General features: G+C 74.5%; 12 protein-coding genes. 9 read left to right on the top strand and 3 right to left on the bottom strand.

Annotated elements, in window-relative coordinates:
* Positions 1-38 precede the first annotated feature (38 nt).
* Positions 39-746 (bottom strand): LysR substrate-binding domain-containing protein, encoded by a 708-nt coding sequence (locus Drose_RS21930; protein ID WP_260723168.1) that lies wholly within the window; start codon positions 744-746, stop codon positions 39-41.
* 58 nt (positions 747-804) lie between these two features.
* Between Drose_RS21930 and Drose_RS21925 the strand changes: the two genes are divergently transcribed.
* From Drose_RS21925 to Drose_RS21905, 5 genes are all read left to right on the top strand, one after another.
* Entirely contained in the window at positions 805-1,185 is a 381-nt protein-coding gene (locus tag Drose_RS21925) for a DUF5997 family protein (RefSeq protein WP_260723167.1), read from the top strand.
* A 161-nt stretch (positions 1,186-1,346) separates the two neighbouring features.
* Positions 1,347-4,100, top strand: a complete 2,754-nt coding sequence (locus Drose_RS21920) for an AfsR/SARP family transcriptional regulator (RefSeq protein WP_260723166.1) — start codon at positions 1,347-1,349, stop codon at positions 4,098-4,100.
* Between the two features lie 604 nt (positions 4,101-4,704).
* Positions 4,705-5,304, top strand: a complete 600-nt coding sequence (locus Drose_RS21915) for a hypothetical protein (protein ID WP_260723165.1) — start codon at positions 4,705-4,707, stop codon at positions 5,302-5,304.
* A gap of 130 nt (positions 5,305-5,434) precedes the next feature.
* Positions 5,435-6,238, top strand: coding sequence for a DUF4184 family protein (locus Drose_RS21910; protein WP_260723164.1), 804 nt, complete (start codon positions 5,435-5,437; stop codon positions 6,236-6,238).
* Positions 6,239-6,510: 272 nt separating this feature from the next.
* Entirely contained in the window at positions 6,511-6,834 is a 324-nt protein-coding gene (locus Drose_RS21905; protein WP_260723163.1) for a TraR/DksA family transcriptional regulator, read from the top strand.
* Between the two features lie 60 nt (positions 6,835-6,894).
* Here Drose_RS21905 and Drose_RS21900 read toward each other — a convergent pair whose 3' ends face one another.
* Both Drose_RS21900 and Drose_RS21895 read right to left on the bottom strand, forming a co-directional pair.
* On the bottom strand, positions 6,895-8,112 hold the full coding sequence (locus Drose_RS21900; protein WP_260723162.1) for a cation:proton antiporter: 1,218 nt from the start codon (positions 8,110-8,112) through the stop codon (positions 6,895-6,897).
* A gap of 8 nt (positions 8,113-8,120) precedes the next feature.
* Positions 8,121-8,603: a cation:proton antiporter regulatory subunit gene (locus Drose_RS21895; protein WP_260723161.1), complete on the bottom strand. Its 483-nt coding sequence runs from the start codon at positions 8,601-8,603 to the stop codon at positions 8,121-8,123.
* Between the two features lie 375 nt (positions 8,604-8,978).
* On the opposite strand from Drose_RS21895, the gene Drose_RS21890 reads away from it, so the two are divergent.
* Genes Drose_RS21890 through Drose_RS21875 form a run of 4 tightly spaced genes read left to right on the top strand, consistent with a single transcriptional unit; the run spans position 8,979 to position 12,232 of the window.
* Positions 8,979-9,926 (top strand): sensor histidine kinase, encoded by a 948-nt coding sequence (locus Drose_RS21890; RefSeq protein ID WP_260723160.1) that lies wholly within the window; start codon positions 8,979-8,981, stop codon positions 9,924-9,926.
* A gap of 1 nt (position 9,927) precedes the next feature.
* On the top strand, positions 9,928-10,581 hold the full coding sequence (locus Drose_RS21885) for a response regulator (protein WP_260723159.1): 654 nt from the start codon (positions 9,928-9,930) through the stop codon (positions 10,579-10,581).
* A complete protein-coding gene (locus tag Drose_RS21880) occupies positions 10,578-11,681 on the top strand; it encodes an acyltransferase family protein (protein WP_260723158.1) in 1,104 nt (367 codons plus the stop codon). The genes Drose_RS21885 and Drose_RS21880 overlap by 4 nt, the downstream gene beginning before the upstream one ends.
* Positions 11,678-12,232, top strand: a complete 555-nt coding sequence (locus tag Drose_RS21875) for an NPCBM/NEW2 domain-containing protein (protein WP_260723157.1) — start codon at positions 11,678-11,680, stop codon at positions 12,230-12,232. Before Drose_RS21880 ends, Drose_RS21875 begins: the two co-directional genes overlap by 4 nt.
* Position 12,233 lies beyond the last annotated feature (1 nt).

Below are 12,233 nucleotides of genomic sequence, written 5' to 3'. Positions count from 1 at the left end.
GGGTGCGGGCCCGTCGTGAGGCCCGGCTTCGGGCGGCGTCAGCGGCCGCGCCGGCGCGGGTGCGGGCCGGCCCGGCGTGTGCCGCCCGCCGGCTTGCGAGCGGGCCGCTCCGGCGCCGCCTGCGGCTGGGAGCGTCCGCGGGTGCTGTTCGCGGTCCGGCCCCGGACGATGCCGATCATCTCCTCGACCAGGTCGGTGTGGCCGTCGCGCGGCCAGGCGAGCGCGACCGACGACGCCGGGGCGTCGGTGACGACGCGGTACGTGAGGTCGCGCCGGTGGTGCAACCGGGCCAGGGACTGCGGCACGACGAGAAGGCCGGCACCGGCGGCGACGAGCTCGACGGCGGCGGCCGTCGTCGCGGGGCGGTCCTCGGCGGCGGGCGGCTCCTCGGTCCGGGGCAGCACGTCGTCGAGCGGCCGCAGCAGGGGCGCACCGATCTCGGCGAGCTCCGCCGTGGTCAGCTCGTCGGCCGCGGTGAGCAGGTGGTCGCGCGGCATCACGACCACCGTCTTCTCGGTGTAGAGCGGGATGGCATGCAGCGCGTCGCGATCGACCGGGAGCCGGACGAGGCCGGCGTCGGCGTGCGAGGGCATGCGCCCGGGAGCGTCCGCGGCCTCGGCGGGCACCAGCTCCAGGACGGTCGCCGGCCGGCGCTGCGACCACGTGCGGCTCCATCGGTCCACGATCACGCCGGGGACCACCAGCAGCCGGAACGTCGCGGGACGGGGATTGTCGGTGACGGACACTGCACCTCCGGCGTGGGACCTTGCCAGCGTACCGGAGCCCGGTCGCTACGCTGACCGGGTGAGCAAGCCGAAGCAGTCCCAGGTGATGAAGCCCGCCACGGCGGCGTCGAAGCTCGACGTCTATCTGCCGGCCACCCCGCCGGAGTTCCAGGACCGCCTGGTGTCCCGGGACGAGCTCGACGAGCTGCGGCACGACCCGCCGCAGTGGCTCGTCGACCTGCGCCGCGACGGCCCTCACCCGCGCAACGTCGTCGCCGCGCGGCTGCGGGTGTCCAACAGCGCGCTCGCCCGCGCCGGCATCACGGAGGCGCTCACGACCGAGCAGATCGCCGCGCTCGCCGCCGACCCGCCGGAGTGGCTGGTGCGCGAGCGGGAGCTGTTCGCCGAGGTGCGCCGCGAGCAGCGGCGCCTCCAGGAACGCCGCGAGCAGGCCGGCTGAGGGCGCCGCCCGCACCCGGCCGATACCGTGCCGGCGCTGGTCACGCAGACGGCGATCCGACCGGTCCGCGGTAACCCATGCGACAGGTCGGCGCCGCAACCTTCGGCGGCCGTCAGCCATCTACCCCGGTGTCCGTAGTGATCACCGGTGGAGGTACGCGCATGGTAGAGCCGCGCTTCGGGGTGCTGGGCCCCCTGGAGGTGACGCTCGACGAGCGTCAGGTCGACCTCGGCGGCCTCCGGCCCCGGACGCTGCTCGCCATGCTGCTCAGCGCCGGTGGGCAGGAGGTGCCGTTCCACCGCATCGTGGAAGGGCTGTGGGGCGCCGAGCCGCCGGCGACCGCCCTGGGCACGGTGCACAGCCATCTGGCCCGGTTGCGGCGGGCGCTGGAGCCGGACCGGCCGCCCCGCTCGCCGGCGCGGGTCCTGGTGCGGGTGGGAGCGGGATACGCGGTACGGCCGGCGCCGGGCTGTTTCGACGCCGAGCGGTTCGCCGCCCTGGCGGCCGAGGGGCATGAGCTGGTCGGCCGGGGACGGTACGGGCCGGCGCGCGGGACGCTGGACACCGCCCTGGCGCTGTGGCGTGGCAGCGCCTACGCCGACTTCCCGGACGCCCCGTTCGCGCTGCGGGCGGCGCGACGGCTGGAGGAACAGCGGGTACAGGCCCGGATCGACCGGATGGCGGCCGAGACGGGGCTGGGCCGGCACGAGGCGGCCGTCGTGGAGTTGTCCGGCCTGGCGCGTGAGCATCCCGGCCGGGAGCGGGTCTGGCAGTTGCTGGCCGTCGCGCTCTTCCGGTCGGGCCGGCGGGTCGAGGCGCTGGACGTGCTGCGGGAGGCCCGGTCGACGCTGCGCGAGCGGTTCGGCATGGATCCCGGACCGGCCCTGCGGGACCTGGAGGCGGCGATGCTGCGCCAGGACGCGGTGCTGCCCGACCGGCTGGAGGTTGCTGCCGGAGCGGCCGAACCTGCCCGGCCCGACGAGTCCGGAAAGACCGGCGAACCGGCGGAACCCGCCGGGTCGCCGCTGCCGGTCCCGGCGACGGAGCTGGTGGGCCGCGCGGCGGAGCTGACGGCCGTCACCGACCTGCTGCGGGAGGCGCGGGTCGTCACGGTGACTGGCCAGCCAGGGGTCGGCAAGAGCCGCCTGGTGCTGGAGTACGCCCACCGCCAGGCCGCGCTGACCGGCGTACCGCCGGTGCTGTGGCCGGCGGCGCCGGGCCCCGCCACGCGGCTGGTCGTCGTCGACGGTGGCGGACCCGCGACGGCCGCGGCGGTGCGACGGCTCACGGACGAGGATCCGCGGCTGCGGGTGCTCGCCGCCGGCCGGGAGCCGCTCGGGCTGCCCGGCGAGGTACTGCTGGAATTGGGCGCACTGCCGCCGGACCCGGCCGTGGAGCTGTTCGTCGCGCGGGCCGTCGAGGCCGATCCGGGCCGCCGCGCCGACCGCGCCGACCCCGCCGGGGCATGGCCGGACCCGGCTGAGCGTGAGCTGGTCGCCGCGGTGTGCGCCGCCGTCGGCCGCCTCCCGCGCGCCGTGGAGCAGGCCGCCACGCTGTCGCGGGCGCTGCCGCTGCCCGCCCTCCTGGTGCACCTGCGGGAGGCTCCGGCGGTCCTGCTCGGCCCGGCCGTGGATCCGCTCGACGGGCCGCTCGCACCGGACGACGCGCTGCTGCTGGGCCGGCTCGCCGTCTTCGACGGCGGCTGGGATCTCGGCGCGATGGCCGTGGTCGCTCCCGACCCCGCCGGCCCGGCCCGGCTCGCCCGTCTGGTCGACCGCTCGCTGGTTCAGGTCGTGCGGGACCGGCGGGGCGGGGCCGCGCACCGATTCCGGCTCGGCCGGCCACTGCGACAGTACGCCGCCGGCCTGATCGACGACGACGAGCGGATCCGCACCGTGCGCCGGCACCGGGACTGGCTGCGCCGCCTCGCCGTGGACGCCGCCTCCGAACTGCGTACCGATGCGGCCGTGAACTGGCTGCGCCGCCTGCACGCGGAGCGCCGCAACGTTCGCGCCGCGCTGAACATGGCACTCGCCGACGGTGACGGCGCCGCGGCCGTCGACATCGCCGGCGGTGTCGCCTGGTACTGGTTCCATCACGGTGCGACGGCGGAGGGCACCGCCTGGCTGCGCGCGAGCCTCACTGCGGCGGGGCAGGACCGGTCGGTGGCCGGGAGCGCGGCGCGCGGCCGGGCGCGGCTGGGCCTGTCCGCGCTGCGCTCGATCGCGGGTGACGTGCCCGGCGCGGTCACGCAGGCACGGGCCGCGGTCGACGAGGCGGAGCGCGCCGGGCACGACCACCTGCGGGCCGACGCCTTCTGCGGCCTGTCGTTCGTGGTCGCGGCGTCCGGTGACGCCGGCCTCGCCGGGAGCGCCGCGCTGCGGTCGTTCGCGGCCGCGGAAGCGGGCGGCTGGCCGGACCTGCGCGCGCAGGCCGGCATGGTGTCGGGCCACGCGCGCTATCTCGCCGGTGACCTCGGCGGCGCGGCCGAACTGCTGGCCGAGGCGCGGCGGGCGGCGCGGGCGTGCGGGTACGGATGGGTCGTCACCGTCGCCGGCTGGCTCGGTGTCGAGGTGGCGCTGGACCGTGCCCGGCACGAGGAGGCCCGCCATGCCGCGCTGGCGCTCACCGACCGGCTGCGCAACGCCCCGGAGGTGAGCTCCTGGCTGGTCACCACGCTGTCGCTGGCGCGTGCGCTGACCCTCACCGGCGACGGCGAGTCGGGTGCGCTGCTGTGGGGCGCGGTCACCGGCGTCGGCCGGCGGGTCGGCCTCGCGGCCCAGCACATCGGCCGGGCCCACGCGCACCGCAACCGGCACGGCGCGCCCGCGCGGCGGCACGCGGCCGCCTACGTGCGGGGGCTGGAGATGACCCGGACCGAGGCCGCCGCCCTCATCGCCACGCTGCGGGCGTGAGCCGCGCCGTCCGATCGGCGACAGGTGGCACGGCCTGCAATGGTGACGCCGGACCGCACGGCCCGGCACCCGCACCGACCGGTCGCCGGCTTGTTGCGCGTTGATCTTGCAGTTGTGGTGCCTGACAAACCGGGCATTCAGGGAGTGTCTCGGCACCACAACTGCAAGATCGGCGAGGTGGGACCGGTCGACGTCGGTGGACACCGCAGTAGACGCTCGGCGGGTGGCCGACACCGACCCGGGCGTAACGGCCGCCACCGACCGCGGCGCCGAGGCGTTCCGGCGGGCGCGCCTCGGCGGCGATACCTCCGAGCCCCGGGCGCGAATCATCGGCCCTGTCCGGGTTGACCGGGGCTGCCGGCTGACCTTCGTGGCCTTGACTCCGAAGAGGAGTCCTGGATTCCGCTCCATGGCCGGGGTCGCGCTCGTTCGCCCTTCGCCGAGATGGGACAATTCGCGGTGGTCTTTCGCTCCTTAGGTGGGACTGCACCGTCAGGTGACGTCGATCCGCACTTGTCCAGAGAAGGGACGACGAATGTTTGCACCAGCAGTAGGCCGGGGTGACCGGCCCGCCTCGGCATGCGGAACCCGGTAGGCGGCCGGCATGCGGCACCTCGCGACCCTGATCGCTGCGCTCGTCGTCGCTCCGCTCGCCTGGGTCCTGCTGGCCCTCGGGCAGGGGCGCTCCGTCGCCGTCTTCGCCGACGCCGGCAACGGCACACTGCGACCCGACGACTTCGTCCGCCCGCTGCTGTTCCTGGCCGCGGCCGGGCTGCTGCTGGGCATGCTCGGCTCGCTGCGCTTCTCGCCGCTGGGCGCGATGGTGATGGGCGCGGCGTACACGTTGAGCTACACGATGATGCTGGTGTCACCGTCGTGGGTGCTCGACCTCTTCGCCGACGACGCGTCGCTGGCCGGCTGGCACGTCGACCTGGCCGCGCCGATCCGGACCGGCACCGCGATGGTGCTGGGGGTGCTGCTGCTGGTCGGGGCGCTCAGCGTGCGCCGCTGGCGCCGGCCGGCACGGGCCGATGACCCGGCGGCCGGGTCGATGGCGGAGCCGGAGCGGCAGGTGGGGATCGACGGGCTCGGCCCGGCCTCGCCGTTCCAGGACGCCGAGACGGCACCGGTGAGATACGCCGTGGACCCCGACGCGCCCGTGCGCCCGGCCGCCTCGGCCGGCAGCTCCAACTACGTCTGGTAGCCGCCCGATCGCACGGCCGCCGCGGCGGGTCAGGCGCTCCTGACCGCCGCGGCGGTGTGCCGGGCTCGTGATCCAGTCGCGCGACACCGGCATCGCCGATCACCGGTGGCCCCCCGATAGAGTCACGATCATGCCGGCCACCTTCCCCTCGCACGCCGCTGCCGTGTTACCGCTGAAGCTGTGGCGGCCGGACCGGTTCGACGGCGTCGCGCTGGTGATCGGGGCCGCGGCGCCGGATCTGCCGTACGCGCTGGGCGACTGCCGCCCGCCGTACACCTACGGCCACACCTGGTGGGGTGTGCTCGCCTCGGTACCCGCCACCATGGTCGCGGCCCGGCTCGTTCGCCGGGCGGCGCCGGCCGTCGCCGCGCACCTGCCGGGCCTCGGCCCGCTCGCCGCCCGCGACTACGGCGCGCTCGGCGGCGTGCGGCACCCCTGGTGGATCACGGCCGGCTCGGCGTTGCTCGGCGCCGCCAGCCACGTCGCCTGGGACCACGTCACGCACGCCTCCGTGCCCGGCACCCGGGTCGGCCTGCCCGGCCTGGCACGTGAGGCGCTGCCCGGCGTGCCGATGTGGCTGCCGCTGCACCTGGCGTCCAGCGCCGCGGGCGCGGTCGGCTGGCTGGCGCTGTCCGCCCGCCTCGGTCACCGGCGGCGCATCGCGGCCTGGCACGGCTCGGCGCCGGCGGTCCCGCGCCGGCCCGTACTGTTCTGGGGCACGGCCGCGGCCACCGGTGCCGCGGGCACGGCGGCCGCCGTGCTCGCCCCGGCCACGCGCGAGCGGATCGTGCCGTTCCTGCCGCCGGTGCCCCGGCCGGCGGTGCTGTCCGCCCGGATGCTGGGTGTCGCCGCGGCATCTCTCCTCGTAGCGGCGGCCGCACACCGCGTGTCGTCGCGGTCTCGCCGCCGTGGCCGACGACCGACCGCCTTTTAGCGTTGGTTTCCGCGCCGGGTGCGCCTATGGTTGGGCGATGCCGTTGGCCATGCAGCTCATCCACGCCGGCGTCGCGGGTGCGACACCGGCGCCGGCCGTGCTGTGCGCGGACGGGGCAGGCCACGCGGCGCCTGCGGTGGCGTTCATCCACGGGTTGCCCAGCCCGATGCCCGCTGGTCGAAGCCCCCCGGGACATCCGTTCACCACCACGACGGCCACCAGGGCGAAGCTTCCGGCTTCGGCCCTTTTCTTTTTCAGCGAAGGGATTCGGCATGAGTACCGATATCCGTGACACCAACGACCTGCGCTGGCTCGCCGAGCTGCGCACCACACTGGCCGACGAGCTCGAGGTGCAGAAGGCCAGGCTCACCGAACTCACCGACGACACCGGCGACCCGGCCGAGGACCACACCCGGGTGGCGCTGCTCGCCGCCACCCGGCAGAGCGTCGAGCAGGTCAGCGGCGCGCTGCGGCGCCTCGCCGACGGCACCTACGGCACCTGCGAGCAGTGCGGCGCGTCCATCCCGCGGGAGCGGTTGGAGATTCTGCCGCACGCCCGCTTCTGCATGCCTTGCCAGCGCCGGCACAACGGCTGACGAGCTGGCCGCGGGCTGCCGTGCCGGGAGTCCCGCACGGCAGCCCCGCTCCCGACGCGGTCAGGGTGTCGGCACCGGTGCCTCCGGTGCGACCTCGGTGGGAGCGTCGCCGCTGGGCGTGCCGTGGCGGTGCTTGTGCCACCGGGTGAGCGGCTCCAGCGAGCGGGCCAGGATCGGGCCGGTGACGGCGAGGACGAGCACATACGCGGCGGCGAGCGGGCCGATCTGATTGTTGAGCCCGGCGGCGACGGCGAGCCCGGCGATGACGATGTTGAACTCACCGCGCGGGACGAGGGAGATGCCGGCCCGGGCCCGGCCGAGCGTCCCGACACCGGCCCGGCGGGCGGCCCACCAGCCGGTCGCGGTCTTCGTCAGCACGCCGGCGACAGCGAGCAGGACCGCGATGCCGAGCATCGGCGGGAGCGCCGCCGGGTCGGTTCGCAGGCCGAAGAAGACGAAGAAGACCGCGGCGAACAGGTCCCGCAGCGGGGTGAGGAGCTGCCGTGCGGCGTGGGCGAGCGGCCCGGACAGGGCGATGCCGACCAGGAAGGCGCCGACGGCGGCGGAGACCTGGAGGAGCTGGGCGACACCGGCGACGAGCACGGTGAGGCCCAGGGCCTTGAGCAGCAGGACCTCTTCGTTGGGCGAGGCGACGAACTTCTCGACGTAGCGGCCGTAGCGCAGCGCGACGACCAGGATCACCGTGATCGTCGCGGCGGCGATGGCCAGGGTGGTGAGGCCGGCGACCAGGCCGACCCCGGCCAGCATCGCGGTCAGGATGGGCAGGTACATGGCCATCGTGAGGTCCTCGAAGACCAGCAGCGACAGTACGACCGGAACCTCACGGTTACCGAGCCACTGCAGGTCGGCGAGGACCTTCGCGGTGATGCCGGACGACGTCACGTAGGTCACACCGCCCAGAGCGACGGCGGCGACCGGTCCCCAGCCCAGCAGGAGCGCCGTGGCGACGCCGGGGGCGGCGTTGAGCACCAGGTCGACGAGGCCGGCGACCCAGTTGTGCCGCAGGGTGCCGACCAGTTCCGGGGCGGTGTACTCCAGGCCCAGCGTGAACAGCAGCAGGATGACGCCGATCTCGGCGCCGGTGGCGGTGAACTCCTCGCTGGTGGCCAGCGGGAGGATGCCGCCATGGCCGAACGCCAGGCCGGCCAGCAGGTACAGCGGGATCGGGGAGACGGCGAACCTGGCGGAGACCGCGCCGAGCAGGCCGAGCCCCAGGATCACCGCGCCGATCTCGATCAACACGATGGCACTGTGCATCCGCGGCCTCAGCCCCGGGCGAGGATGTCGGACACACCGGCGGTGCCGTCGGCGGTCCCGACCACGACCACGAGGTCACCGGGCTGGAAGACGAAGTCGGGCCGCGGGCTGGCGAGGATCTCGCCGGCCCGGATGACGGCCACGATGGACGCGCCCGTGCGGGTCCGGGCCTGCGTGCCGCCGAGCGTCCGCCCGTCGTACGGCGACCCGGCGATGATCGGGACCTGAACGGTCTTCAGGCCCGTCACCTGCCGCTGGAGGTCGGCGAGGCGTTCGACGATGCGGGCCGTGCCGAGCAGTTCGGCCACGCCGTTGGCCTCGTCGGTGTTCAGCGACAGGGTGGCGGTGACGGTGTCGGGGTCGTCGGCGCTGTAGATGACCAGATCCCGGCGGCCGGACACGTGCGATACGACGGCCGCCTGTTGGCCCTTCTCGGTGCGGAACTCATGCCGCAGACCAATGCCAGGAAGCGCTGTGCGTTCCGCATCCACCAGCCGAAAACCCCTTCGAACTGAAACGACCGCCGGTTACCTTGACGGGTGATTATGGCCGAACTACCGCGAGATCATGACGGTTGTGTGACAGTCACCTCGGGTGCGGCGGCGCCGTGGCGGTCGCGGCCGTGTGGTGGATCCCGGCGCCGGGCAGCGGAGTGCGTTCGAGTCGCATGCCGTTCTCCGTTCGGTACGTTCGTGTCGTGTGCGCCCACACCCCACTGTCGCCGGAGCCGCCCGGATCGGCATCGGTGCCGACACCCAAACTCGCGCCGCCGGGCCGGCGCCGAATGGGTGTCGGCACCGATGGACAGCGGCGAGCGGCCGAGACAGGCTGGCAGGGTGCGCACACGCTGAGGAGGGTCGCACCGGGTGTCGTTGTTCTGGCGGATCTTCCTGCTCAACGCGGCCGTGCTCGTCGTGGCGGTGGTTGTGCTCATGCTCACGCCGGTCACGGTCTCCACCCCGGTGCTGCTGCCCGAGGCGCTGATCCTGACCGGGGGACTGGTGGCGATGCTGGTGGCCAACGCCGTGCTGCTGCGCGTCGGCCTGCGGCCGCTGGACCGGCTCACCCGTGCCATGACCACGATCGACCTGCTCCGGCCCGGCCGCCGGTTGACCGTCACCGGCGAGGCCGGGATCGCCGACCTCATCCGCACCTTCAACACCATGCTCGACCGCCTGGAGGCTGAACGGGCCGCCAGCACCGGGCGCGCCCTGTCCGCGCAGGAGGCGGAGCGGCAGCGGATCGCGCGGGAGCTGCACGACGAGATCGGTCAGACGCTCACCGCCGTGCTGCTCGAGCTCAAGAGCGTCGCGGACCATGCGCCGCCGGCCGTGCGTGAGCGGCTGCACCAGGTACAGGAAACCACCCGCAACGGCCTGGACGAGATCCGGCGCATCGCCAGGCGGCTGCGTCCGGGTGTCCTCGAGGAGCTCGGCCTGACGAGCGCCCTGAAGGCCCTCGCGGCCGAGTTCTCCACCGGTGGGCTCACCGTGCAGCACAGCATCGACCGCCACGCCGATCTCGGCCGGGACGTCGAGCTCGTGCTGTACCGGGTCGCGCAGGAGTGCCTGACCAACACGGCCCGCCACGCCGGGGCGCGGCACGTCGACCTCAGGCTGACCGGCCGGGGTACGGGGGTGGAGCTGCGTATCCGCGACGACGGCCGCGGGCTGGGCGGCGCCCCGGAGGGGGCGGGCATCCGCGGCATGCGGGAACGTGCCCTGCTCATCGGTGCCGACCTCACGCTGGAGCCGGCGGCCGGTGGAGGCACCGAAGTACGGCTGCGGGTGCCCGCTCCCGCGGAGAGTGAGTGACATGCCCGAACCCACCCGGATCCTGCTCGCCGACGACCACGCGCTGGTGCGTCGCGGGGTGCGGCTGATCCTCGACAGCGAGCCGGACCTGAAGGTCGTCGCCGAGGCCGCCGACGGCGCCGAGGCCGTCGAGAAGGCCCGCGCGGAGCAGCCGGACCTGGCCATCCTGGACATCGCCATGCAGCGGCTGACCGGCCTCCAAGCGGCCCGCGAGCTGTCGCGGGTGCTGCCGGACCTGCGGATCCTCATCCTGACGATGTACGACAACGAGCAGTACTTCTTCGCCGCGCTCAAGGCCGGCGCGTCCGGGTACGTGCTGAAGTCCGTCGCCGACCGCGACCTGGTGGAGGCGTGCCGGGCCGCGGTGCGCGGCGAGCCGTTCCTGTACCCCGGCGCCGCGAACGCCCTCATCCGCAACTACCTCGAGCGGGCCGCCTCCGGCGACCTCGGCAGCGGCCGGGTCATCACCGACCGCGAGGAGGAGGTGCTCAAGCTGGTCGCCGAGGGGCACTCGTCCAAGGAGATCGCCGACATCCTGTTCATCAGCGCGAAGACGGTCGAACGCCACCGCGCCAACCTGCTGCAGAAGCTGGGCCTGCGCGACCGGCTCGAACTCACCCGGTACGCGATCCGCGCCGGGCTCATCGAGCCTTGACCGACATCGCCCGCCGCGACACGGCGGCGCCGGTGTCGGCCGCGGCGCCGGCGCGTTCACGGGATCGGTACATCGACGCGTGGCGGGCCGCCGCGGTGGCCCGGGTCGTCGTGTACCACGCCACCGGCCTGGCCTGGCTGACCGTGGTGTTCCCGGCGATGGGGCTGATGTTCGCCCTCGCCGCGTCGCTGACCGCCCGGTCGCTGGACCGTTCGCCGACGCGGGTCATCCGGGGACGGTTCCGCCGGCTGCTGCCGCCGCTGTGGGCGTACGGCGCGATCGTGCTGCCGCTGACGCTGTACGACGGATGGGGCCCGTTCCTCGACCAGCCGCGCGAGCGCGTCGACCTGCTGTGGTGGATCGTGCCGCTGAAGTGGCCGGCGCCCGGTGGCGCGTCGTGGGGCTGGATGGGCACCGCGGTGCTGTGGTACCTCGTCGCCTACCTCTGGTTCGTCGTGCTCGCGCCGGTGACGTTGCGGGTCTTCCGCGCCTGGCCGATCCCGACCCTGCTCGTGGCGTCGGTCCTGCCGCTCGTCCTGCAGCTACGGCTGATCACCGTCGGCGGCTCGTTCGAGTCGCTGACCCGCGACATGTCCATCTACAGCGCCTGCTGGCTGATCGGGTACGCCCACCACGACCGGCTGCTGCACCGCGTCCCGGGCCCCGTCTACGCCGCCGGGGTCCTCGTCGCCGCGGCGGCCGGGGCGGCGTGGATGCTGTGGCAGGGCGCCGCGAACGCCGAATTCGACTTCAACCGCCACCCGGTCGGCAACGCCCTGTGGTCCGCGGCGTTCGTCGCCGCCGTCCTGCGCGTGGACCAGCCGCTGCACTGGCTGAAGCCGGACGGCCGGCTCGGCCGGCTGGTCGGCGCGATCAACGCCAGGGCCGTGACCATCTACCTGTGGCACTTCCCGATGGTGGGACTGGCGTGGTACGTCCTCGGTGACGTCGACCTGGCGAGCTGGTCGGGGCGCCTGCTGACCACGGTCATCGTGGTGGCCGCCACCTGCGTGCCGACCCTGGCGCTCGGCTGGGTCGAGGACCTCGCCGCCCGGCGCCGGCCGGAGCTGCTGCCCGGGCTCGTGAGGAGCCGGGCGTGACCGACCCCTGGGGCCGCCGCACCCTCGCCGGCTTCGGCGTCGCCGCGGTCGTCTTCGCCGCGATCACCGGCGTGTGGACCGACAACCACCACGATGACGGCTCCACCCGGCAGCCGGTCCGCGAACAGGAGGACTACGTCAGCGACCTGCCGTACACCGCCCTGCGTAACGGATCCGGGCCGGTCGAACGGAACCGCACCAACGGCGGCGAGGAGCCCGACGACGGGGAGCCCATCGCCCTGGCCGGCGTCGCCCACGAACGCGGCCTCGGCGTCCACACGCCCAGCGCGGTACGACTCCATCCACGGCCGGGATGCCTGCGCCTCACGGCGGCGGTCGGCGTCGACCCGGTCCACGACACCGGCAGCGCGGAGTTCCGCGTCGAGGCCGACGACACGACCGTCTTCACGACCGGCCCGATCCCGGCCGGCGAAGCGCGCGAGATCAGCGTCGAGATCGCCGGCCTGGAGCGCCTCGACCTCGTCGTCGAGGACCACGGCGGTGCGGTGGCGGCGGTGTGGGCCGACGCGAAGCTGGTCTGCTCGCAGTAGG

The organism is Dactylosporangium roseum, assembly GCF_025264685.1.
Taxonomy (GTDB): Bacteria; Actinomycetota; Actinomycetes; order Mycobacteriales; family Micromonosporaceae; genus Dactylosporangium; species Dactylosporangium roseum.
The sequence above is the reverse complement of the archived record's forward strand: the minus strand, read 5'-3'. Positions and strand labels throughout refer to the sequence as shown.